18 protein-coding genes and 1 tRNA gene are annotated in these 24,027 nt (G+C 65.1%); 12 read left to right on the top strand and 7 right to left on the bottom strand.

What is annotated here, in order from left to right; genetic code table 11:
- Positions 1 to 40: 40 nt before the first annotated feature.
- Positions 41 to 1,864, top strand: a complete 1,824-nt coding sequence (msbA, locus tag ACCD07_RS05620) for a lipid A export permease/ATP-binding protein MsbA (protein ID WP_413446746.1) — start codon at positions 41 to 43, stop codon at positions 1,862 to 1,864.
- On the opposite strand, the gene ACCD07_RS05615 is transcribed toward msbA, so the two are convergent.
- The 4 genes from ACCD07_RS05615 to ada all read right to left on the bottom strand — a co-directional run bounded on the left by ACCD07_RS05615 (position 1,852) and on the right by ada (position 5,321).
- A complete protein-coding gene (locus ACCD07_RS05615) occupies positions 1,852 to 2,595 on the bottom strand; it encodes a 3-oxoacyl-ACP reductase family protein (RefSeq protein WP_176652353.1) in 744 nt (247 codons plus the stop codon). The two genes, msbA and ACCD07_RS05615, sit on opposite strands and share 13 nt — an antisense overlap.
- A gap of 100 nt (positions 2,596 to 2,695) precedes the next feature.
- A complete protein-coding gene (locus ACCD07_RS05610) occupies positions 2,696 to 3,277 on the bottom strand; it encodes a TetR/AcrR family transcriptional regulator (RefSeq protein ID WP_176652352.1) in 582 nt (193 codons plus the stop codon).
- A 59-nt stretch (positions 3,278 to 3,336) separates the two neighbouring features.
- On the bottom strand, positions 3,337 to 4,059 hold the full coding sequence (locus tag ACCD07_RS05605) for a 2OG-Fe(II) oxygenase (protein WP_413446794.1): 723 nt from the start codon (positions 4,057 to 4,059) through the stop codon (positions 3,337 to 3,339).
- A gap of 167 nt (positions 4,060 to 4,226) precedes the next feature.
- Positions 4,227 to 5,321: a bifunctional DNA-binding transcriptional regulator/O6-methylguanine-DNA methyltransferase Ada gene (gene ada / locus ACCD07_RS05600; RefSeq protein ID WP_176652351.1), complete on the bottom strand. Its 1,095-nt coding sequence runs from the start codon at positions 5,319 to 5,321 to the stop codon at positions 4,227 to 4,229.
- A 174-nt stretch (positions 5,322 to 5,495) separates the two neighbouring features.
- Here ada and hutC point away from each other — a divergent pair, with 174 nt between their 5' ends.
- From hutC to ACCD07_RS05560, 8 genes are all read left to right on the top strand, one after another.
- Entirely contained in the window at positions 5,496 to 6,221 is a 726-nt protein-coding gene (hutC, locus tag ACCD07_RS05595; RefSeq protein ID WP_353401104.1) for a histidine utilization repressor, read from the top strand.
- A 159-nt stretch (positions 6,222 to 6,380) separates the two neighbouring features.
- Positions 6,381 to 10,640, top strand: coding sequence for a PAS domain S-box protein (locus ACCD07_RS05590; protein WP_413446745.1), 4,260 nt, complete (start codon positions 6,381 to 6,383; stop codon positions 10,638 to 10,640).
- A 13-nt stretch (positions 10,641 to 10,653) separates the two neighbouring features.
- On the top strand, positions 10,654 to 11,058 hold the full coding sequence (locus ACCD07_RS05585; RefSeq protein ID WP_176652349.1) for a response regulator: 405 nt from the start codon (positions 10,654 to 10,656) through the stop codon (positions 11,056 to 11,058).
- 229 nt (positions 11,059 to 11,287) lie between these two features.
- Positions 11,288 to 11,614 carry a thioredoxin TrxA gene (trxA, locus tag ACCD07_RS05580; RefSeq protein WP_176652348.1) on the top strand — a complete coding sequence of 109 codons (327 nt, stop codon included), beginning with the start codon at positions 11,288 to 11,290 and terminating at the stop codon, positions 11,612 to 11,614.
- 141 nt (positions 11,615 to 11,755) lie between these two features.
- Entirely contained in the window at positions 11,756 to 13,018 is a 1,263-nt protein-coding gene (rho, locus tag ACCD07_RS05575; RefSeq protein ID WP_116991848.1) for a transcription termination factor Rho, read from the top strand.
- A 253-nt stretch (positions 13,019 to 13,271) separates the two neighbouring features.
- Positions 13,272 to 13,541 carry a type B 50S ribosomal protein L31 gene (locus ACCD07_RS05570; RefSeq protein ID WP_176652347.1) on the top strand — a complete coding sequence of 90 codons (270 nt, stop codon included), beginning with the start codon at positions 13,272 to 13,274 and terminating at the stop codon, positions 13,539 to 13,541.
- 102 nt (positions 13,542 to 13,643) lie between these two features.
- Entirely contained in the window at positions 13,644 to 15,368 is a 1,725-nt protein-coding gene (locus ACCD07_RS05565) for an ArnT family glycosyltransferase (RefSeq protein WP_413446744.1), read from the top strand.
- A gap of 82 nt (positions 15,369 to 15,450) precedes the next feature.
- Positions 15,451 to 16,200, top strand: a complete 750-nt coding sequence (locus ACCD07_RS05560) for a transporter substrate-binding domain-containing protein (RefSeq protein WP_176652345.1) — start codon at positions 15,451 to 15,453, stop codon at positions 16,198 to 16,200.
- A gap of 6 nt (positions 16,201 to 16,206) precedes the next feature.
- On the opposite strand, the gene ACCD07_RS05555 is transcribed toward ACCD07_RS05560, so the two are convergent.
- Both ACCD07_RS05555 and ACCD07_RS05550 read right to left on the bottom strand, forming a co-directional pair.
- Positions 16,207 to 16,614, bottom strand: a complete 408-nt coding sequence (locus tag ACCD07_RS05555) for a gel scht (protein ID WP_353401112.1) — start codon at positions 16,612 to 16,614, stop codon at positions 16,207 to 16,209.
- 182 nt (positions 16,615 to 16,796) lie between these two features.
- Positions 16,797 to 17,183 carry a MoaD/ThiS family protein gene (locus ACCD07_RS05550; RefSeq protein ID WP_176652343.1) on the bottom strand — a complete coding sequence of 129 codons (387 nt, stop codon included), beginning with the start codon at positions 17,181 to 17,183 and terminating at the stop codon, positions 16,797 to 16,799.
- Between the two features lie 423 nt (positions 17,184 to 17,606).
- Here ACCD07_RS05550 and ACCD07_RS05545 point away from each other — a divergent pair, with 423 nt between their 5' ends.
- A complete protein-coding gene (locus ACCD07_RS05545) occupies positions 17,607 to 19,508 on the top strand; it encodes an AAA family ATPase (protein WP_413446743.1) in 1,902 nt (633 codons plus the stop codon).
- Between the two features lie 298 nt (positions 19,509 to 19,806).
- On the opposite strand, the gene ACCD07_RS05540 is transcribed toward ACCD07_RS05545, so the two are convergent.
- Complete coding sequence (locus ACCD07_RS05540) at positions 19,807 to 21,768, bottom strand: amino acid permease (RefSeq protein ID WP_176652341.1); 1,962 nt, start codon at positions 21,766 to 21,768, stop codon at positions 19,807 to 19,809.
- A gap of 148 nt (positions 21,769 to 21,916) precedes the next feature.
- On the opposite strand from ACCD07_RS05540, the gene ACCD07_RS05535 reads away from it, so the two are divergent.
- Both ACCD07_RS05535 and ACCD07_RS05530 read left to right on the top strand, forming a co-directional pair.
- Positions 21,917 to 22,001 (top strand) — tRNA-Leu (locus ACCD07_RS05535).
- Positions 22,002 to 22,232: 231 nt separating this feature from the next.
- On the top strand, positions 22,233 to 24,023 hold the full coding sequence (locus ACCD07_RS05530) for a tetratricopeptide repeat protein (protein ID WP_413446742.1): 1,791 nt from the start codon (positions 22,233 to 22,235) through the stop codon (positions 24,021 to 24,023).
- Positions 24,024 to 24,027: the final 4 nt, after the last annotated feature.

Here is a 24,027-nt window from a genome sequence, read left to right as displayed (position 1 = left end):
TCTGGGTACAATGGAGGATTCGCCGCTCTATAACCACATCGTGTCCAGCCGATCACTCTATTTACGCCTGCTCAAGCAGTTCACCCCCTACGCGTGGATCGGAGTCGCCACGCTGTTCGCCGTCGCCCTGGCCGCCGCCACCGACGTGCTGCTGATACGCCAGCTGCAAAACGTGGTCGACGCGCTGGCGCCCTCGCACAGCCTGGGCGCCGTGCGTCCCGCCGGCGGCCTGCTGACCGAGGTGCAGGAATGGCTGGGTCATATGCTGCCGCGCGATCCGGCCAACGCGGCGCTGTGGTCGATCCCGGCGGTGATCTTCGGCCTGGCCGTGATGCGCATGTTTTCCAGCTTCGCCGGCGAATACGGCGCGGCGTGGCTGAGCAGCCGGGTGCAGGCCAATCTGCGCGAGCTGATGTTCGCCCGCATCATGCGCCTGCCGAACGGCTTTTTCGACCAGTCGTCGACCGGCACCACGCTGTCGCGCGTGGCGTTCGACGCGGCCCAGGTGGCGCAGGCCGGCCTGACGGTGGTCAACGTGGCGGTGCGCGATTCGGTCGCCACCATCGGCTACCTGATCACGCTGTTCACCGTGGACTGGCAACTGGCGGTGTTCTGCCTCGGCCTGCTGCCGCTGGTGGCGGCCATCGTCACCTTCGCCGGCCGCCGCATGCGGCACCTGAGCAAGAGCGCGCAGGCGGCCATGGGCGACCTGACCAATGTACTGGACGAGAGCATCAGCGGCCAGCGCGTGGTGAAGATTTTCGGCGGCCAGAAATATGAACAGAACCGCTTCGACCAGGTGGTCAAGCTCAATCGCCAGCTGGCGGTCAAGCACGCGGCGACGTCGGCGCTGAACTCCGGCATCATCATGCTGCTGATCGGGATCACGCTGTCGTCGGTGATTTACTTTGCGCTGCTGCGGGCGCAGGCCGGCGCGCTGTCGCCCGGCGCCTTCGTTGCCTTCATGTCGTCGCTGATGGCGATGCAGTCGCCGATCAAGAACTTGACCAAGATTAACGAACCTATGCAAAAGGGCCTGGCCGCCGCCGAATCGGTGTTCGGCCTGATCGACACCGAGGCCGAAGCCGATACCGGCACCCGGACGGTGGAACGCGCCGAGGGCCGCCTGGCGCTGGAACACGTCAGCTTCCACTACAAGGCCGATCCGGACGCCCGTCCCGCGCTTGACGACGTGTCGCTCGACATCGCCGCCGGCGAGACGGTGGCACTGGTCGGCAGCTCGGGCAGCGGCAAGACCACGCTGGCCGGCCTGCTGCCGCGCTTCTACGACGTCAGCACCGGCAGCATCAAGCTCGATGGTGTCGACCTGCGCGAGTACGCCATGACGTCGCTGCGCCAGCAGATCGCGCTGGTGAGCCAGGACGTGGTGCTGTTCAACGATACGCTGGCGGCCAATATCGCCTACGGCGATCCGGACCCATCGCCGCAACGCATCGAGGCGGCGGCACGCGCCGCGCACGCGCACGAATTCATCGAACGCCAGTCCGAAGGCTACAACACGCCGGTGGGAGAAAACGGTTTGCGGTTGTCAGGCGGCCAGCGCCAGCGGCTGGCGATCGCCCGCGCGCTGTACAAGAACGCGCCTATCCTGATACTGGACGAGGCCACCAGCGCGCTGGACACGGAGTCCGAGCGGCTGGTGCAGGCGGCATTGGAAGTGCTGATGCAGGGCCGCACCACGGTGGTCATCGCCCATCGCCTGTCGACCATCGAGAACGCCGACCGCATCGTGGTGCTCGACGGCGGCCGCATCGCCGAAGTGGGCAGCCACGATGCGCTGCTGGCGCGCAACGGCATCTACGCCCGCCTGTATCAAACGCAGAAGAGCGTTCAGGCGGTATAACCGCCGTCGACGGTGAAGCTGGCGCCGGTGACGAAACCGGCCTCATCGCCGACCAGCCAGGACACCATGCCCGCCACGTCGTCCGGCTGGCCGACGCGCCCCTGGGGAATCATCGCGAGTATGCGGTCCTTGTAGGGCGAGTCGGCCGGATTCATGTCCGTCTCTATCGGTCCAGGCTGGACGTTGTTGACGGCGATGCCGCGCGGCGCCAGGTCTATCGCCATGCCGCGCACCAGCGTCGCCACGGCCGCCTTGGTCATCGAATACACGCCGGAGCCCGGAAAACCGACCCGCATGCCGGCCACACTGCCTATCGTGACGATGCGCCCGCCCTTCTTCATGTGCGCGGCGGCCGCCTGCACGGCGACGAACACCGCGCGCACATTCACGTTCACCATGCGGTCGAACGCTTCCAGCGCATAGGTCTCCACCGACTCCAGATGCAGGATACCGGCGCTGTTGACCAGGATATCCAGCGCGCCGAAGTGGGCGACGGTCTGCTCGACGGCGGCTTGCAGCTCGGCGGCATCGGCGCTGTCGGCCTTGATGGCGAGCGCCCTGCCGCCGGCGGCGTTGATGGTGTCGGCCAGGTCGTTGGCCTGCGCCGCCGATGAGACGTAGGTGAAAGCGACGGCCGCGCCGTCCCGCGCCAGGCGTTTGACGGTGGCCGCGCCGATGCCGCGCGCGCCGCCGGTGACCAGTGCGACCTTGTTGTTCAGTGAGGTAGTCATAAAAATCCGTTCGATGTAGGTTTATGGATCGATCAGTCAAGATCAGGCCTCATCGTAGGTTTTCTGGATCGGCCAGTCAAGTAAACGTTTCGTGAGAAATTCAGGCGGCCCGCAGCGCCTGGATGGCAAAATCGGCAATGGCGCGCAGCGTGGCCATGTCGCAGCCGGCCTTGGCGCTGACCTTCATTCCGGCCAGCGTGGCGGCGATGAAGGAAACGGCATGGCGGATGTCCGTGCCGGCGGCCATTTCGCCGGCGGCGACGGCGTCGCGCAACACTTTCTCGACCGCGCCGTTGATGCGCGCACTGCTCACGCCACGCAGCGCATTGATCTTGTCGTCGCCGGTGCCGAATTCGCAGATCGCGTTGATGCCCATGCAGCCCTTGGCGTTATCGCGTTCGGGGCGCGAGGCGAAGGCCAGCAGCATATTGGCGATGGAGTCCAGCGCGGTATCGCCCTGCAGGGCGCGCAGCAGTTCGGTGGTGCTGGCGTCGTTGTACTGGCGCAGCGCTTCCAGGTAGAGCGCGTGCTTGTCGCCGAAGGTGTCGTACATGCTCTGGCGGCCGATCTGCATCGCTACGAGCAGGTCGGCGGTGGACGCGGCGGCGTAGCCTTTTTGCCAAAACACTTCCAGCGCCTGCTTCAGGGCGGTGTCGCGGTCGAATTCTCTTTGCCTGGCCATGCGGTCCTCTTGCGGTATGAATATCCGCATATTATGGACCAATTGGTCTGGAAATGCATTCAGGTGGCGTCGTGGAAGATCAGACCCAGCGTGTGACGCGCGCCGGCGCGCAGCCGGCTTACGCCGTGCCGCATCGCCACCCGGTAGACGCCGCGCGCGCCCTGCGCCGGACGATGGTTGACCGGGAAGATCACCATGTCGCCGCGCTTCAGCGGCACCACTTCCACCCGCGATTGCATGCGCGGCCGCTGTTCGGTCAGCACGAACTCGCCGCCTTCGAAGTCCTTTCCCGGTTCGCTCAGCAGCACCGCCGCCTGCAGCGGGAACACGTGTTCGCCGTACAAGTCCTGGTGCAGGCAGTTGTAGTCGCCGGGGCCGTATTGCAGCATCAGCGGCGTCGGGCGCTGCTGGCCGGCGGCGTGGCAGCGGGCCAGGAAGTCGGCGTGGTCCGGCGGGAAGCGCGCCTCCATGTCCATCACTTCGTGCCAATGGTTGGCGATGGCGGCCAGCGGCCCATACAGGGACTGGCGCAGCGCCGAGATCATCGCCGGCAGCGGGTAGCGGAAGTACTGGTACTCGCCGCTGCCGAAGCCGTGCTGCGCCATCACCACCCGGCTGCGGTACAGCTGCGGCTGTGCGTATTGCGCGGCCATGGCGACGCACTCCTCGGCGGTCAGCATGCCGGGGACGATCGCGTAGCCGTGCGCATTGAGTTCGTCGGCGATGGCTTGCCAGTCCAGCCCCGCCACGTGCACGCCGATGCCCGCCGCAGCAGCCACCAGCTTGCGCGCGTTGGCCTGCGCCAGCGCGACGGCGGCCGGATCCGAGGCAACGTCGGCGGCCGGATCCGCGACGGGCGCAAGCTGCGCGGCGGGCGCCACGCTGACCGGCGGCGTCTTGCGCGGCTTGCGCTCCGGCGCGCCGCCGCTGAAATCGAACTCGCCGTTTTTCACTTGCCCGCCTCCCGGTCCAGCAGCGCGGCCTTGCGGTCCACGCCCCAGCGGTAGCCGGAGATCGATCCATCGTTGCGCACCACGCGATGGCACGGTATCGCCACCGCCAGCGCGTTGGCCGCGCACGCCCCCGCCACCGCCCGCGCGCCCTTCGGCGAGCCGACCAGTTGCGCCAGCTCTGCGTAGCTCACCGTGCGGCCGGCCGGGATCCCGCGCAGCACCTGCCACACGCGCTGCTGGAACGCCGTGCCGCGCACGTCGAGCGGCAAGTCCAGGCCGAGCTCCGGCCGTTCCACCATGCCGACCACGCGCGACACCACCTGCTCGTATTCCGGTTCGGCGCCGATCAGTTCCGCCTTGGGAAAGCGGTCCTGCAGGTCGCGCACCAGCACATCCGGATCGTCGTCGATCAAGATCGCGCAGATGCCCTGTTCCGTGCTGGCCACCAGGATCGCCCCCAGCGAACAGGCGCCGATGGCGAAGCGGATCTGCGCGCCGCGTCCGCCGGAGCGGAAGGCGGTAGGCGTCATGCCCAGCACCGCCGGCGACTGCGCATAAAACCGTCCGCTCGAGTTGAAGCCGGCCGCATAGATCGCGTCCGTCACCGAGGCTTCCTGCGCCAGGCCGGCCTGCATGCGCCGCGCCCGCTGCGCGTTGGCATAGGCTTTCGGCGTAATCCCCGTCACCGCCTTGAACATGCGATGGAAGTGGAAGCGGCTGACGCCCACCGCAGCCGCCAGCGCGTCCAGGTCCGGCGCCTGCTCGGCTTCGTCGATCAGGCGGCAGGCCTGCGCCACGATGGCGGCCTGGCGCTCGGCCAGCGGCGGCTGGTCCGGCTTGCAGCGCAGGCATGGACGGAAGCCCGCCTGCTCGGCCGCCTCGCGGCTGTCGTGGAAGTCCACGTTCTTGCGCAGGGCCGGCCGCGCGCCGCACGACGGCCGGCAGTACACGCCGGTGCTGCGCACCGAATACCAGAACACCTCGTCGGCGCCGCCGTCGCGCTGCCGCACGGCGGCCCAGCGCTGCTCGTCGCCTTGGTAGGCGGCTTGCGGAATGACTTTATTTGCTGTCTTGCCCATCTCGGACTCCATGATTGGATAAGGAATGCATCCATCTTATCCAGCGGCCGGCGGCGACACACTCCGGCTCTTGCTTTCGAATTGTACGTCGTGCCGGAAAAATTGACGCAAAGATGTTCAACGAGCAACCATGCGATGCTAGAATAGCCCTCTGCCGCCAGTGGAGGCGTGCCTCGGAGAAGCCGGTTGAACGACGATCAGACCCTGCAAGACAGCACCCCAATTTTCCAGCGCATCAAGGACTATCTGGTTGCCCAGATCGCCGCCGGCACCTGGAAGGAAGGCGACGTGATCCCGTCCGAGCAGGCGCTGGTCAAGCAATTCGGCGTTTCCCGCATGACGGTCAACCGCGCCGTGCGCGAACTGACCGCCGACCAGATCCTCACCCGCCGCCAGGGTTCCGGCACCTACGTCGCCCAGCAAAAATACCAGGCCACGCTGCTGGAGATCAAATCCATCGCCGACGAGATCCGCGCGCGCGGCCACGCCCACCGCAGCAGCCTGCAGCAGCTGGAGCGGGTCAAGGCCAGCGACCTGCTGGCCAAGCAGTTCGACCTGCCGGCCGGCCACCCCCTGTTCCACTCGGTGATCGTCCACTTTGAAAACGGCGTGCCGATCCAGGTCGAGGACCGCTGGGCCAATCCGCTGTGCGCGCCCGACTACATGGAGCAGGACTTCGCCACCATCACGCCCAACGAATACCTGATGAAGGCGGCGCCGCTGCAGGGCGCCACCTACAGCATCGAGGCGCTGGCGGCCCCGCGCGACATCGCCGAGATGCTGGCCATCGATACCAAACAAGCCTGCCTGGTGCTGAAGCGCCAGACCCGCTCCGGCGGCCAGGTCGCTTCGATCGCCACCATGTGGCATCCGGGCCACCGCTACCAGTTCGCCGGCAGCTTCGCCCAGTAGCGGCCGTGGCTACCAGTCCGCAAGCCGCAACCAGCGTGGCGGCGTCCGCGCAGTGCAATTCGTTTCTTGCAACTTTCTCGACTAAAGCCAAAATTTCGATGCTATAGTTGCCCGGATACAGTACAGAAAGGGATGCTCTTGTTGCACTGCCGCCCCAGGTTGAGCCGTGCCGGTAGCTGGCGTCGCCTGCAGCGCAGGTTGCTGGCGTGCGCGCTCGTTCTGGCCGGCGCCGCCCACGGCGCGCTGGCGGCGGAAAAAGTCAGCATCCAGCTCAAGTGGCTGCACCAGTTCCAGTTCGCCGGCTACTACGCCGCGCAGGACCAGGGCTATTACCGCGATGCCGGCCTCGACGTCACCTTGCTGGAAGCGCGCCCCGGCGCCGATCCGCTGCAGACGGTGCTGGATGGCCGCGCCCAATACGGCGTCGGCAACACCTCGCTGCTGATGGCGCGCGCGCAGGGACTGCCGGTGGTGGCGCTGGCCTCGATTTTCCAGCATTCGGCCTCCGCGCTGCTGGTGCGCCACGGAGCGGACGGCAAGCCGCGGCCGTGGGCCGGCAGCCGCATCATGCTGGCGCCGAACAACGAAGAACTGACCGTCTTCCTGAAAAAGCAGGGCGTGCGGCTCGACAGCATGGTGCAGCTGGCGCACAGCTTCAACGTCGACGACCTGCTCGAAGGCCGGGTCGACGCCATGTCGATCTACATCAGCGAGGCGCCGTACGTGCTCAATCGCAGCAGCGTCCAGTACGAGATCGCGTCGCCGCGCTCGAAAGGCGACGACTTCTACGGCGACACGCTGTACACCACCGAGAGCGAGCTGCGCGAGCATCCGCTGCGGGCCCAGGCGCTGCGCGACGCCACGCTGCGCGGCTGGAACTACGCGATGGCGCACCAGGGCGAAATCGCCGACCTGATACGCGCCCGCTATCCCGAACGCCACAGCCGCGAACACCTGATGTTCGAAGCACAGCACATCGCCCCCCTGCTGGAGCAGGGCTTGATCGAGCTGGGCTACAGCAACCCCGAGCGCTGGCGCGCCATCGCCCGCGCCTACACCGAGCAGGGCATGCTGCCGGCCGATTTCAAACTGGACGGCTTCCTGTACCAGCCGCCGGCCGGCAATCCGCTGCTGCGCTACAGCGGCGCGCTGCTGGGCGCCCTGCTGCTGCTGGTCACGCTGGGCGGCTTCTGGCGGCTGCGCCTCCAGGCCGGCGCGCTGCGCGGCGCGCGGGCAGAACTGGGCAGCGCCGAGCGGCTGGCCAGCTTCGCGCTGGAAGGCTCCGGCGAAGGCCTGTGGGAATGGCAGCTCGATACCGGCACGCTGAAACTGTCGCGCCGCTATTGCGAACTGCTGGGCTACACGCCCGGCGAATTCGCGCCGACGCTGGCCGAATGGATGGCCTACGTGCACCCGGACGACCAGGCGCAGGTCGAGCGCGGCATCCAGTTCCAGCTGTCCGGCGGCGCCGAAGCGGGCACCCCGATCCGCAGCGAGCACCGCATGCGCACCGGCGACGGCGGCTGGAAATGGGTGCTGGCGCGCGGCATGGTGATGGAGCGCGACGCCGCCGGCAAGCCGTTGCGCGCGATCGGCACGCTGGCCGACATCAGCGAGCGCGCCGCCGACGAGGAGGCGCGCATGTGCGCCATCGTCGACGCCACGCCGGGCGCGATGCTGATCGCCGAAAAGAACGGCCGCGTGCGCCACGCCAACCCGGCCTGCGCGCGCAGCTTCGGCTATCACGGCAGCATGACGGGCCGCTCGATCGAGCAGCTGGCGCCGGAGGCCATGCGCAGCAACGGCCGCACGCGCGAGCTGTTCTCGCGCCCCAACCTGCCGGGCCGCGTGCTGAGCGCGATGCGCGCCGACGGCAGCAGCTTCCCGGCCATGGTCCACATCTCGCCGGTGCTGCTGGCCGGGCAGGAACTGGTGCTGCTGTCGCTGCGCGACATGACCCAGCGCCAGCGCGCCGAGGAGGCGCTGCACGCCAGCTCGGAACGCTACCGCCTGATCGTGCAGACCGCCGCCGAGGGCATCTGGATGACCGGCGCCGACGACCGCACCAGCTTCGTCAACCCGACCATGGCGCGCATGCTCGACTACGACGTCGAGCAGATGATGGGCCGCGCCATGACCGACTTCATGGACGACGACGGCCGCGCGCTGCTCAAGCAGCACCTGCAGCGCCGGCTGGCCGGCGAAGCCTGCCAGGGCGACGTCTGCTTCCTGCGGCGCGACGGCAGCAGTGTCTGGTGCCTGCTGTCGACCACCGTCATCAACTCCGACGCCGGCCACTACTCCGGCACGCTGGCCATGCTGACCGACATCACGGCGCGGCGCCGGGCCGACAGCGCGCTGCGCAGCTCCAGCCAGCGCCTGGCCTCGATCTTCAACGCCGTCACCAACGGCCTGGTGATGGTCGACGGCAACGGCGCCATCCTCGAAAGCAATGCCGCCGCCGCCGGCATGCTGGCGCATTCGCTGCCGATCGCCGGCGACCGCCTGTGGCTCGGCATGCGCGAGGACGGCAGCCAGTTCGACGCCGCCAGCCATCCGGTGCGGCTGGCCATCGTCACCGGCGTGTCGGTGCGCGACGTAGTCATGGGACTGGCGCGGCCGGACGGCGGCGTGTGCTGGATGTCGGTCAACGCCGAGCCCATCCTCGACGAGGGCGGCAGCGTGCACCTGGTGGTGGCCAGCCTGACCGACATCACCGACCGCAAGCGCGGCGAGGACCAGCTGCGCGAGCTGAACGAGCACCTGGAGGAGCGCGTGGCGATGCGCACCGAGGAGCTGAACCAGGCGCGCATGCTGGCCGAGGAAGCCAGCCAGACCAAGGGCCAGTTCCTGGCCAACATGAGCCACGAGATCCGCACGCCGATGAACGGCGTGATCGGCATGGCCTATCTGGCGCTGAAGACCGACCTCGATGCGCGCCAGCGCGACTACCTGGAAAAGATACGCTTCGCCGGCGAGCACCTGCTGGGCATCATCGACGACATCCTCGACATCTCCAAGATCGAGGCGGGCAAGCTGGAGATCGAGCAGGTCGACTTCGCGCTCGACCACGTGATCCAGACGCTGACCACGGTGGTCGCGCCCAAGGCCGCCAGCCGCGAGCTGGAACTGGTGTTCGACCTCGACCCCACGCTGCCGCGCGTGCTGCGCGGCGATCCGCTGCGGCTGGGCCAGGTGCTGATCAACTACGCCAACAACGCCATCAAGTTCAGCGAGAAGGGCCGCATCGAGGTGCGCGTGCGCCAGGTGGTCGGCGACGCCAACGGCTGCCTGCTGCGCTTCGAGGTCAGCGACTGCGGCATCGGCCTGTCCGAGACCGAGATCGAGAAGCTGTTCCAGTCGTTCCAGCAGGCCGACACCTCGACCACCCGCGAATACGGCGGCACCGGCCTGGGCCTGGCCATCTGCAAGCAGCTGGCGCAGCTGATGGGCGGCGACGTCGGCGTGCGCAGCCGGCCGGGCCACGGCAGCACCTTCTGGTTCACCGCCCGCCTGGGCATCAGCAGCGCGACGGTGCCGGCGCTGATCGACCGCGTCAAGGACGCCGCCGCCGAGCTGCTGGCCACCTCGCGCAGCGCCGCCGTCATGTCGGCGCTGAAGGACGCCCGCATCCTGCTGGTCGAGGACAACACCTTCAACCAGCAGATCGCGCTGGAGATGCTGGAGGAGGTCGGCTCGTCGGTGTGCCTGGCCAACAACGGCATGGAAGCGCTGGAACTGCTGCGCCAGACCGCCTTCGACTGCGTGCTGATGGACGTGCAGATGCCGCTGATGGACGGGCTGGAGGCGACCCGCCGCATCCGCGCCGACCCCAGCCTGGCCGACATGCGGGTGCTGGCGATGACCGCCACCGCCACCAACGAAGACCGGGTGCGCTGCATCGAGGCCGGCATGGACGACTTCATCTCCAAGCCTATCCAGCCCGCGCTGATGTACCAGACCATCGCCAACTGGCTGCCGGAGCGCCGCGCCGGCGCGCTCGATGCGGCGCCGCCGGCGTCGCGCACGGCGTTCAAGACCACCATGGGCGGCGACCCGGCGGTGATCGATTTATCGATACTGGCCAAGCTGCTGGGCTATCATCCGCACAAGGTGCGCAAGTTCGCGTTCAAATTCCTGCACAATACCCAGGACGGGCTGACCCAGATCGAACGCGCGCTGGCGCGCGGCGACCTGGCGGTGGCGCGCGAAGTGGGCCACCGGCTCAAGTCGCCGGCGCGCACGGTCGGCGCGCTGGGGCTGGGCGACCTGCTGCTGGAGCTGGAGCAGCTGCCCGCCGACGGCGGCCAGGAGGAGTTGCTGCGGCGCGCGCGGGCCTTGCTGGCGCAGCTGTGGCCGTTGCTGGACAGGATCACCGAACAAATCATGACCAACACCACTTTTGCCGACGACAATTAACCAGAGAGGATGCATGCGGGTACTGCTGCTGGATGACGACGCGTTCATGCTCGAACTGCTGGCCGACATGATCGCCGGCCTCGGGCCGCACGAGGTGCTGTGCGAAACCGATGGCCGCCGCGCGCTGCTCGAGCTGCGCCTGCGTCCGCCCGACCTGCTGATCTGCGACCTGAGCATGCCGGTGATGGACGGCATCGACTTTCTGCGCCTTGCGGCGGCGCAGCAATATCGCGGCTGCGTGGTGCTGTTGTCGGGCGTGGACGGCGCCGTGCTGAAGACCGCCGCCCGGCTGGCCGAGGTGCAGGGACTGGCGATACTCGACGCCTGCGCCAAGCCGCTGAGCCTCGACGCGCTGGGCGCGCTGATGGACCGCGCCGCAACACGCTGCGCCCCGCCGCAGGCCGGTCCGGGTAAATAGTTTAGAGGGTTTGTACAATCTGCCGCACATTTTTTAAAAATGGGTTATTATTTCAGCCATCCCCGCCTGCCGACCTTGTTGCCATCCCTTCCAAGACATTGAATTCGTGCAATTGGCCACCATCTGCTGCCTGTAACCCGGCAACGTTGAAGGCGATTGCAGGCAAAATGGCATAATCCCCAGGCGTTATTATCTAACTGAGATTCAACTGACCTCGATAGAGGAAACTATGAGCGAAAATATCAAACACATCACCGATACTTCCTTTGACGCAGACGTGCTGAAGTCCGACCGCCCGGTGCTGGTCGACTTCTGGGCCGAATGGTGCGGTCCTTGCAAGAGCATCGCCCCGATCCTGGAAGAAGTGGCCAAGGAATACGACGGCAAGATCCTGATCGCCAAGATGGACGTCGATTCGAACCAGGCGGTACCTGCCAAGTTCGGCATCCGCGGCATCCCGACCCTGATCCTGTTCAAGAACGGTGTCGCCGCCGCTCAAAAGGTTGGCGCAATGGCAAAAGGCCAGCTGACCTCTTTCATCGACAGCAATATCTAAGTAAGATAGCGTGATGCAGTAAGATCATGCTGTACCCAAATGGTGCCGCGCCCGCGGCACCGTTTAAATATAATTAAACAGACAACACCACGCAGTTCCCTCCCCTACCTTTACTTTCCCGTCACGGGACACTCAACACATATGCATCTATCTGAATTAAAGGCCTTACACGTCTCGGCATTGCTGGAGATGGCCATCGGTCTTGATATCGACAACGCGGCCCGCCTGCGCAAGCAGGAACTGATGTTCGCGATCCTGAAAAAGCGCGCCAAATCGGGCGAGCAGATCTTCGGCGACGGCGCCCTCGAAGTGCTGCCGGACGGCTTCGGCTTCCTGCGCTCGCCGGACGCCAGCTACATGGCCTCCACCGACGATATCTACATTTCCCCTTCGCAGATCCGCCGCTTCAACCTGCACACCGGCGACTCGATCGAGGGCGAAGTGCGCACCCCCAAAGATGGCGAGCGCTACTTCGCGCTGGTCAAGGTCGACAAGGTCAACGGCGAATCGCCGGAAGCCTCGAAGCACCGCATATTGTTTGAGAACCTGACGCCGCTGCACCCGAACGAGCCGCTGCGCCTGGAACGTGACATCAACGGCACCGAGAACATCACCGGCCGCATCATCGACCTGATCGCGCCGATCGGCAAGGGCCAGCGCGGCCTGCTGGTGGCGTCGCCCAAGTCGGGCAAGTCGGTGATCCTGCAGCACATCGCGCATGCGATCACCGCCAACCATCCGGACTGCACGCTGATCGTGCTGCTGATCGACGAACGCCCTGAGGAAGTGACCGAGATGCAACGCTCGGTGCGCGGCGAAGTGGTCGCCTCAACCTTCGACGAACCGGCCACCCGCCACGTTCAGGTCGCCGAGATGGTGCTGGAAAAAGCCAAGCGCCTGGTCGAGATGAAGAAAGACGTGATCATCCTGCTGGACTCGATCACCCGCCTGGCGCGCGCCTACAACACCGTGATCCCTGCCTCCGGCAAGGTGCTGACCGGCGGTGTCGACGCCAACGCGCTGCAGCGTCCGAAGCGTTTCTTCGGCGCCGCCCGCAACATCGAAGAAGGCGGTTCGCTGACCATCATCGCCACCGCGCTGATCGAAACGGGCTCGCGCATGGACGACGTGATCTACGAAGAATTCAAGGGTACCGGCAACATGGAGGTGCACCTGGAGCGCCGCCTGGCCGAGAAGCGTGTCTACCCGGCGATCAACCTGAACAAATCGGGCACCCGCCGCGAGGAACTGCTGATCAAGCCGGACCAGCTGCAGAAGATCTGGATCCTGCGCAAGCTGCTGTACTCGATGGACGAGATCGAGGCGATGGAGTTCATCCTCGACAAGATGAAGGCCACCAAGAATAACGGTGAGTTCTTCGACATGATGCGCCGCGGCGGTTAAAAACTGACCGCAGCTTCGTTGCAGCTCCTCGCTGTGCTATTCGCACTGTCTTCGTCGCTGCGTCCCGCTGCGCTCAGTTTTTAACACTTCGGCAATCATGATGAACAGGCAACCTCGGTTGCCTGTTTCCGTTTACAGCTGTATAATCGCCGATCGCATCAACTTTAACTCTGGCAAGTGAGCGGCAATCGGGTCACGAAGCAACATCGACCGACGAAGTGCTGTTTGGCTACCAAACTAACCGAGGCTTCAAATGAAACCAGAAATCCATCCAGATTACCGCGAAGTAGTGTTCCACGACCTGTCGTGCGACTTCAAATTCGTCACCCGTTCGACCATCCAGACCCGCGAAAAAATCGAGCACAACGGTAAAGAATACCCGTTGGTCAAGATCGAGGTGTCGGCTGAATCGCACCCGTTCTACACCGGTAAGCACAAAATCGTCGACACGGCTGGCCGCGTTGAGAAATTCCGCCAGAAGTTCGGTACCGTCGGTTCGAAAACCGCCGTCGCAGCCGGCTAATTTCAGCCGCTTCGATGAAAAAAGCAGCCTCTGGCTGCTTTTTTTGTTTGTTATCCCGTTTTCCTTCATACTCCCGTTCTACTCTCACTTGCACACCGATCGATGAAGCCAGTCCGTCTTCCCGCCGCCGCTACATTGGCATTGCCGCGCTGGGCTCTGTTTGCCCTCGGCCTGCTGTACATCCTGCCTGGCCTGCTCGGCCGCGATCCGTGGAAGAACGACGATGCCGCCAGCTTCGGCATCATGTGGACGATGGCCCACGGCACCTGGCAGGACTGGCTGTGGCCCAACATCGCCGGCTATTCGTGGCCGGAGGAAGGCCCGCTGGCGTTCTGGCTGGGCGCCATCGGCATCAAGCTGTTCGGCTGGCTGCTGGGCGACGTGCTGGCCGCGCGCGTGGGCACCGTCGGCATCTTCCTGCTGGGCGTGCTGTCGCTGTGGTACGCCACCTTCAATCTGGGCCGGCGCCAGGACGCGCAACCGCTGCGCCTGGCCTTCGGCGGCCAACCGGAGCCGGACGACTTCGGCCGCACGCTGGCCGACGCCGCCGTACTGATCTACCTCGGCTGCCTGGGCCTGCTGCTGCACAGTCACGAGACCACGTCCGAGGCGCTGCAGGTGTCGCTGGTGGCGCTGCTGCTGTACCGCACCGTGCGCTATGTCGAAGGCCCGTCGCTGCGCAACGCCGCGCTGAGCGGCCTGGCGGTCGGCCTGCTGACCTTGACGCGCGGCTGGGTCACGCCGGTGATGCTGATGCTGTCCCTGTTCGCCTGCACCCGTTTGCTCAACCAGCCCGCCATCCGCGCCGTGCGCGACCTGGGCGCCACCATCGCCGTCGGCGGCGCCGTGGCCGCGCTGTGGCTGCTGCCGGCGCAGCTGCTGCAGCCCTACCACCACCTGCCGCTGAACGCCTGGCTGGCCTGGAACCTGGACCTGTTCGGCCTGCCGAGCCGGCTGTCGCTCAAATTCTTCTTCCGCGTCGGCGTCTGGTTCTTCTGGCCGGCATGGCCGTTCGCCGGCTGGGCCGTGTGGGCCTGGCGCCGCCAGCGCCTGGCGCTGCACATCGTCGTGCCGCTGGCCTTCGTCACCATGGGCGCGCTGCTGACCTTGTTCAACGACGCGCCCGAGCAGGGCCAGCTGCTGGTGCTGCTGCCGCCGCTGGCGATCATGGCCGCCTTCGGCCTGCTGACGATGAAGCGCGGCGCCATCAACGCCATCGACTGGTTCTCGGTGATGGCGCTGACCTTGTGCGCGGCCGTGATCTGGGTGTTCTGGATCGCCAAGCTGACCGGCTGGCCGGCGCAGGCCGCCAAGAACGCGCTCAAGCTGGTGCCGGGCTTCCACCCGGAACTGGGCTGGATCGCGCTGCTGGTGGCGCTGGCGGCCACCGCCGGCTGGTTCGCGCTGGTGCACTGGCGCATCTCGCGCCAGCCGGCCGTGCTGTGGCGCGCCGTGGTGCTGTCGTCCGGCGGCCTGATCCTGATCTGGATCCTGCTGATGACCTTGTTCCTGCCGGACGTCAACTATTCGAAGAGCTATGCCAGCGTGGCGCGCCAGATCGCCGAGAAGCTGCCGCCGGACACCGGCTGCATCTCGACCAACGTCGGCCCGGCCCAGCGCGCCTCGTTCGCCTATTACGCGCACCTGCCGTTCGAGGGTGTCGAAGGCGGCCGCTGCAACCTGTTGCTGCTACAAGACAGCATCAAGCTGCGCGACGACCGCGAGATCCTGCCCGAGCATCGCGGCAAGCAGTGGGTGCTGCTGTGGGAAGGCCGCCGTCCGGCCGACCGCGAGGAACGCTTCCGCCTGTACCGCCGCGCTGATTAATCGTCCGCAGGCACGGCTGGGCGGCGGTGTTGCCGCTCAATTAGCATTGCTGCTATGCTTTTATTCAGAAAGCGGCCAGCCCATGCGTGTTACCACCCTGTCATTCGTCCTGTCATTCATCCTGTCGGCTGCCGGCCTCGGCGCCGCGCAGGCCGCGCCGCTGACCATCACCACCGAACACTCGCCGCCGGCCAGCATGCAGGGCCAGGACGGCGTGACCGGCCGCGAGACCGACAAGATCCGCGAGATGATGGCGCGCACCCGTACCGATTACAAGATCGACCTGCTGCCGTGGAAGCGCGCCTACATGATGGCGCTGAACCAGCCGCAGACGTGCGTGTACTCGACCTCGCGCACGCCGGAGCGCGAGCGCCTGTTCAAATGGGTGGGTCCGACCGACGAGGCCGAATGGCAGTTCTGGGGCCGCATCGACCACGAGTTCCCGCTCAAGACGATGGAAGACGCGCGCAAGCTGCGCATCGGCACCTACAACGGCGACGCGCTGGGCGACTATCTGCGCGACCAGGGTTACACCGTCGACCCGGTCAGCAACAATATGGTCAATCCGGAAAAGCTGCTGCTCAACCGCATCGACCTGTGGGCCGTCGCCATGCGCACCGGCGTGGTGGGAAGCAATCAGTTCCTATGGTCGGACAAGCTGGCGCCGCTGCTGGTGTTCAACCGCGTCAAGGTCTACCTTGCCTGCAACCAGTCGGTGCCGGACGAACTGGTCGCCCGGCTCAACGCGGCGCTGGCCGACATGCGCCGCGACGGCACCTTCGCCCGCCTGGAACATAAATACGAACACTGGCCCCAGCAGTCCAAGCCGTAACGGCCATCAACGCTTGGCCATGACCATGGTGTTGGCCGGCAGATGGGCGGCCATCGGCAGGCGCTCGTAGTTGTTGATGGTCAGCGTGTCGCCGGCTTCGGTGAACTTCATGCGGGTGCCGGTGTCGGTCACGAACTCGGCGGGACCGGTGGCGAAGATCTCCACTTTGGGCTGGCCCTTGACCTGCGCGTAGTAGTGGCCTACGCGGTTGCTGAAACGCAGCATGTCGCCATTGCTCAGCTTGTATGCGTACAGGTATTCGCTGAACTCGCTCGGCTCGATGTGGTAACGCGGTGCGCTGATTTTCACGCTCTCGCTGGCGGCTTCCTGGGCGGCCGAGGCCGGTGCGGCGGAAGCGATGGAGGCGATGGACAAAGCAGCGGCTACAGCCAGACTCAACAGAGTGGTTTTCATGGTGGTGCTCCAATAAGTTTTAAGTTACGTAGTTCAAAGGAGCCGCCGCTGCATAAGGGGTTCAGCGGTAGGGCAGGTTCAGAATAGCACCGGCTCCGGGCGACTACAGGGCAATGCGACGAACTGGCATTTCGCGGGAATAAATCGCGTTACAGCGCGACGAAATGCATACGGCTGAGTGATCAGCGGCGTGCCAGCATCATGGTGTTGGCAGGCAGGTTGCCGGCCAGCGGCAGCTTCTCGAAATTCGAGATGCCGATGGTCTCCGCCTCGTCGCGGAATTCGAAGCGCGTGCCGGCGTCGGTGACGAATACGCCCTTTGCCACCGGGAAGATCTCGACGCGGTCGCCGTGATTCAGCTGGGTGTAATAGTGGGCCATGCGCTGGCTGAATTCGACCACCTGTCCGTTCGTCAATTGATACGATTTTTTGTAGTCATGGAAGTCTTCCTGCATCATGTGATAGCTGCCTGGCGTGGCCTTGATGTGGACGCTGGTATCGGCGGCGTGGGCAAGCGACATCGAGCTCAGGACAAGGGCGGCGGCGATGCTGGACAGGGTGGTTTTCATGGTGTGCTCCGTAAGATTGTGAAGTGATAAATACTGCCGGGGAGCCACCGCTGTATTCATGGATCAGCGGTAGACAGGTGCAGATTAACAAACACCCTCGCGCCGGATCGGGCGTATGCGACGGGCGGTCGAACCGCGTGCGCCAATGGCAAAAAAGCGCGACAAGCGGTGCGCGCGGCAAGCAGAAAACAGCAGTCCCTGTTGCGCCGCGAAGTTTTTTTTCGGCCGGGCCGTCACAAACTCCCGCAGGCCAGCTATAGTCCCTATATGAGTTGCCTTACAGCATGTTTGTTTCGCAATATTGATTGCAACACCCCGGCAGCGCCCCACCTCGCGCGCCGGCCATAGCGGCCTCGGCTGCTGCGCCCCATCCCCGCGCTTCAGCCCGACATCAGCCGCACAGCCTCAGGTTGGACAGCGTCTATGTTTACTCTTCACAAACTTCAATCCGCGTTGCGTAACAATTACGTGCGCGCCGGACTGGCCGTGCTGGCCGTCGCGATCGCCGTGCTGCTCAGCTGGCGCATCGAGGTGCCGCAGGACGCCAGCCCGATGCTGCGCTCGCAGGACATCTCGCAGATCACCGCGCTGCCGGCCGAGCGCGAGCGCCTGGAATACCTGATGATCGCGGCGCCGCTGTCGGAAGCGCCGCGCTACGTGTTCAAGCTGCGCGACGATCCGCTGCTGTACGTGGTCAAGGTGCCGGCCAATACGCACCAGAGCCTGGAACGCGAAGTCCTGCTGCGCAACAACATCCCCTACGCCATCGCGCGCGACGACTACCTGGCGTCGCACAAGGCGGTGCTGCAGGACGAGGACGACAGCACGCTGTCGCGCGTGGGCGTGTTCCTGCGCCGCCACGCGGTCGACATCCTGCTGGTCGGCCTGGCGCTGTTCGTGGTGCGCCACGGCTTGCCCGGCATGGGCGTGTCGGCCACCGTGCTCAACCCCCAGCAGCTGGCCGGCAGCATGGACGACCTGATCGGCATGGAAGACATCAAGCAGGAAGTGCTGCACCTGGAAGACATGATCCGCAACCGCGCGGTGTACCGCGAACACGATATCGACAAGCCGTTCAACGTCATGCTGACCGGCCCGGCCGGCACCGGCAAGACCAAGCTGGCCGGCTACCTGGCCAAGCGCCTGAACGTGCCGCTGATCCAGGCCTCGGCCTCGGCGCTGGAGTCGGGCTATATCGGCGGCGGGTCCAAGGCGCTGCACGCGCTGCACCGCAAGGCTTGCGCGCGCGGCAGCTGCATCATCTTCCTCGACGAGGCGCAGACGCTGTTTGCGCCGCGCGGCCGCGGCGAAAAGAAATGGGAGGACGACACCGCCAACACGCTGCTGGGCTTGCTCGACGGCGTGCGCAGCGACAAGGGCGCCGGCGTCATCTGGATAGTCGCCTCCAACTTCGACGACGCCTCGTCGCAGATGGACGAGGCGATGCTGCGCCGTTTCTCGGTCAAGATCAATTTCCGCCTGCCGAACAAGAGCGAGCGGCGCGAGCTGCTGCGCAGCTTCCTGTCGCGCAAGGCCGACGGCTGCGTGGCCTGGGACCGGCTCAACCTCGACCACGTGGCCGAGATCACCGCCAACCTCAGCCCGGCGGTGCTGCAGACGGTGGTCGAGCGCGCCAGCATGATCGCGATCCAGGAGCACACGGTCATCGACACCGACCTGATGTTCCGCGCCTTCGAGCGCGCCACCATCGGCCTGACCGACCGCGCCACCACCGCCGAGAAGACCCGCCAGCGCGAGCGCGTGGCCCTGCACGAGCTGGGCCACTTCTTCATGCAGATCGACCCGTGGCTGCGCCAGGGCATGCCGCTGGCGCAGGTCAAGGAACGCTCGCCGCTGCTGAAGATCAGCACCGAGTCGGTGTCCAAGCTGGGCGCGCTGGGCTACGTGCTGTCGGCGTCGGACGACGTCGCGCTGCGCACGCTGGAGGAGCTGGAGCGCGACGTCATCCAGCTGTATGGCGGCGTGGCGGCGGAGGAATTGTTCTACGGCGCGCGCGGCATCTCGGTCGGCAGCCAGAACGATATCCAGAAGGCCACCTCAATGCTGGACATGATGGTCAACCAGCTGTCGATGTATTCGCGTTCGAAACTGGATTACCGCCAGTTCAAGAACCAGGAACGCGACCTCGACCAGGTGCAGGCCAAGGCCGATGAGCTATACACCTACACGCTGCAGGCTATCGCCGACTACCGCGTGCAGATCGGCGAGCTGAAGGAGGTGCTGATGGATCAGTACGTTCTATCGAAAGACGCCATCTTCGCGCTGCTGGAACGGCAGAACCTGGACCTCGCACACCCTGCCTAGAGGCCGGGGCAGCCTGCGTGCAAGCGCAATGTCGGCGGATGCACCGGCGGATGCGCCGGCGCGATTGCAGCTGCGGCTTCAAGGCGGCTAGCCGCAGTTCCAGCGCGTCCAGCCGCTGCTGCACGGCGTCGAGCCGTTGCTCCAAGGCGCAGAGCTGACGCTCAACAACGTCGAGACGTGCAGCACAGCCAACCAGTTCGATGCGCATTTCCATGCCGCCTCCCCGACCATCAGGAAGCAATTATCTGTCCGCGGCAGGCAGGCGCCGATTGATCTGCATCCAGGTGCGCTCAAAAACCTAGACCTTCATCGGCAGGATCACCATCTGCAAACCTTCCAGGTGTAGCCGGCGCTGGGCGGCCAGCGCCGCCTGGTTGTGCAGCAGCCGCGTGAACCAGTTGTCCGACGAGAAGATCAGCTTGCTGGTAAAGAAGATCGCATGCGGGAACTCGCGGCTGATTTCCTCGCACATGCGGGTCACCTCGTCGACCGCGTCGGTGCCGAAGCCCAGATAGGACGAGGCAGCCATACCGTGGCTGTGGCAGAAGTCGACGAAGAACTCCAGCGTCTCGGCCGCCTCCTCGCGCATCTGCTCCAGCGCGCCCTCGCCGCCGTAGGCATGCGAATCGACGGTGCGCGCATTGACGAACAGGAAATTCTTGAAGTGGTTGGGGAACATGCGCTGCACCCACAGCAGCGCGTGCAGGCCGCCGCCGCGCGAGGTGCCGACGATGAACACGGCGGTCTGCGCCTCCGGATCCGGTTCGATCTCTTCCGTGTTGGGACCGAACGGCTGGCTGGCGAACACCTCGTCGACCGAGTGGATCGCCTGCTTGGTGGCGCGGTAGTGTTTGCGGATCAGCACGCACAGGCCGGCGATGGCGCCGATGATCAGCGCGGTCGCCCAGCCGCCCTCGGTAAAGCGCTTGACCAGCAGGATGGCCAGGATGCCGGCGCAGATGACGAAGCCGATGGCCGACAGCAGCAGCCGGCGCTTCCACTGCGTGCCCTTGCTGCGGTTGCGCGACCAGTACAGCACCAGGCCGAACAGCGAGATGGCGAAGGTCAGGAACACGGAAATCGAATACAGCACCACCAGCAAGGTCACGCTGCCGCCGGTGCCCCACAGCACGGCCAGCGCCGCGATGCCCATCACCAGGATGCCGTTCTGCGTCACCAGCCGCGTCGACAGGTAGCGGAACTTGTGCGGCACCCACGAATCGGCCGCCATGTTCGACAGCACCGACGGCCCGCCGAGGAAGCCGGTATTGGCCGCCACGAACAGCAGGCCGGCCTCGAACGCCAGCACGATCACCAGCAGCATCTGGTTGACCACCTCGCCGCCCAGTCCCATGCTGGCGATGATGGTCTTGAAGGTGGACGCGTTGAGCGTCTCGCCGGGCATCGGATGGGCATCCCACAGCAGGTACAGCAGGATGATGCCGCCGGCCGTGAACGCCAGCGACAGCGCCATGTACAGCATCGTCATCTTGCCGGTGCGCACGCGCGGCTCGGCCAGCAGGTTGACGTTGTTCGACACCGCCTCCAGGCCGGTGTAGGTGCCGCCGCCCTGCGAGTACGCCAGCAGCAACATGCCGGCCACGCCGACCCAGCCGATCTCGCCGGCCAGCTTGCCGGTGTCGGCCATGGTGTTCGGTATCAGCGCCGGCAGGTGGGACGCATGGGCGAAAATGCCGTAGACGATTAACACCAGATGGGTGGCGACGAAGCCGAGGAAGATCGGCAGCAGGATCTGGATCGCCTCCTTCAGGCCGCGCAGGTTCATCACGATCAGCAGGCCGATGAAGAACACCTCGGCCCACAGCTTGTAGGGCTGGAATCCCAGCGGCAGGAACGACGCCAGCGCGTCGACGCCGGAGGCGATCGAGATGGCGATGGTCAGCACGTAGTCGAGTATCAGCGCGCAGCCGGAGATCAGGCCCAGGTAGGGGCCGACCAGCTTGGTGGCGACGCGGTAGCCGCCGCCGCCGGTGGGAAACAGTTCGATCACCTGGTTGTAGGCCAGCGCGATGATGAAGACGGTCACGGCGGTGGCGATGGCCATGTAGAGGCCGAGATGGGTGTGCGTGCCCAGCGCGCGGAAGGTTTCCTCGGGGCCGTAGGCGGAGGAGGACAGGCCGTCGGCGCCCAGTCCGACCCAGGCCAGGAAGGCCACCAGCGCCATCGAGTGGCGGGTTTCGCTCTTCATCGGATCGAGCGGTTTCCCCAGGATAATCTCGCGTATCTTATTGTTTTTCATGCATCTGCTGCCGGCGCGGAACCGGCGAAAGCTGGTGGTAGCCGAGATGATACTCGCTTCGCGGCGGCAGAAATACTTATCGAAATATAAAAATTCCGTAGCATGGGTTGCGGCGGGGGGGCAAATCGGGGATAATGCGGGTCGCGTTGCCTCGGTGGTGGAACTGGTAGACGCAGCGGACTCAAAATCCGCCGCCGCAAGGCGTGCCGGTTCGATTCCGGCCCGAGGCACCATGAATACGCGTGACACAGTGTTACCCAACATCAAACCCGCTTCTCTCATCGAGATCGCGGGTTTTTTTGTTGCCCTCTGTTTCAGGGCGCGTTACCGGGCTGATCTTATGTTTTTTAACAAACCCATCAGAATAATGCGCAAACTCCCTGGGAAGCTTGACACGAATAAAGATGCAAAATAGTCTACTTATTTAGAGCATCGCCCTGGCGATCATAATTTAAGAGACGGCAATGAGAAACAGCTTCCAAAAGAAGACGCTGCTTGCGGCGGCTTTGTTCTATTCCACCCTCAGCGCCCACGCTCAGCAAACCACGGCACCGGAGACAGCACAGCGCGTGGTCGTCACCGGCCAGAAAAACGCATCCGGTTGGTTCAAGGCCGTCAGCCAGCACTTCATTGTTTTCTCCAACACCAGCAACGACGACGTCCGGCAGCTGCTGGACAATATGGAAAAGCTGGACTACGTGCTGCGGATTTATACCCACGACTTCATCAGCGCCAGCCCCTCGCGGCAAAAAATGACGCTGTATTACCACGACGGCATGGTGGGCTTCAACGCGGCCGTCCGCGACGAGCCGGAAGAGGCCGTCGGCCTCTACAACAGCTGCGGCGGGGGCGTACAGGGCTACGGCGTCCAGCTGGAGCGCGTGGCGAGTTTGAGCAATCCGCAACTGGCGAAGCATGCGCTCAACAACACCCTGTCCTACGCTTTCGAGGCGTATGCGCGCCACTTCCTTTATCGCTATACCGATATCCGCTCGCCGTCCTCTTACATTGATGGCTTTGCCCAATACTTTTCGGCGCTGCGCTTCACCGACAATCAAATGTCACTCGGCCGGGTGCCGCGCGGCGTGTCGCGCTATATCTATTTCATCGACAGCGGCCACAGCTACCGCCTGAAATATCAGGACATACTCGACCAGGCCGAGACCAAGGACCCGCTGCCGGCCGAGCGCCTCGAATTCCTGGCCAAGTCCTGGGTGCTGACCCATTACATGATGTCGTCCATCGACAACCAGTCGAAGCGGAACAAGTACCTCAACCTCGTGCACCAGGACGTCCCCGCCGGCAAAGCCTTCGAGGAGGCCTTCGGCGTGAAGGTGACCGACCTTGACACCGCGATGTGGCGTTACCGGCTCAAGGGGGTGGAGGTGAACCAGGTGGAGATACCCGAACTTCCGGTCGCCTCGATCGAGTTCACCAGCCTGCCTGAAGCGGTCACCGACTTCGTGCTGGCCGAGGCCGCCCTGGCGTCGTGCCCGGATAAAAAAGCCGGCCTGGCCTTGCTGCGGACAGTGACCCAGCATCCGGGCGGCATACCGAATAACGACGCGGCCAGGCTTACCGTGAGCCGGGCGCAGATCAACTGGGGCAATGCCGGGGACACGCTGCCCTATCTGACCGAAGCCACGCGCAAGGACGCCGGCAATGCCGAGGCGCTCACGTTGCTCGGCCTGGCGAATCTGCGACTGGCCGAGCAGCACAAGGATGCTGAGCGCGCAGCGTATCTTCAAGCCGCGGGCGCGCATCTGTCGCGTGCGCGCAGCCTGGCACCAAAATCGGCCGAGGCGGCGTTCGCGTTTTACCAGGTGCAGATGCGCGCGGACGCTCAACCGAGCCAGCAGGCATTGGACGCGGCGATCTCCGCCTGGCACAACGCGCACGAGGTCAACCAGTATGCGCGCTCGGCTGCGCTGGCGCTGGCCTATCTTGGACGTGGTCCGGAAGCGGACAACGCCTTGACGCTGCTGGCGCATAATGCGCGCGATCCCGACATGGCCGGTTGGGCGAAAACCTGGCAAGCCAGGCTGTCCACCAGCGTCGCCCGCGCCGATCTGGTGGCGGAAATGCGCAACGAAACCTCCGGCGCGTTCAAGGAATGGACCGTCGCCAGCGAAGACCTGATGCGGATTGTGGAATACAACGCGGGGATTGAAGACAGCCGCAAATATCTCGACGCGCTGCGCATGTCCAGCCCGATATCGGAGAAAAGCCAGTTTATTACTCCGAACAGGAGATAGCAGA

This window comes from Duganella sp. Dugasp56, from assembly GCF_047304105.1.
Taxonomy (GTDB): domain Bacteria; phylum Pseudomonadota; class Gammaproteobacteria; order Burkholderiales; family Burkholderiaceae_D; genus Rugamonas; species Rugamonas hordei.
The sequence above is the reverse complement of the archived record's forward strand: the minus strand, read 5'-3'. Positions and strand labels throughout refer to the sequence as shown.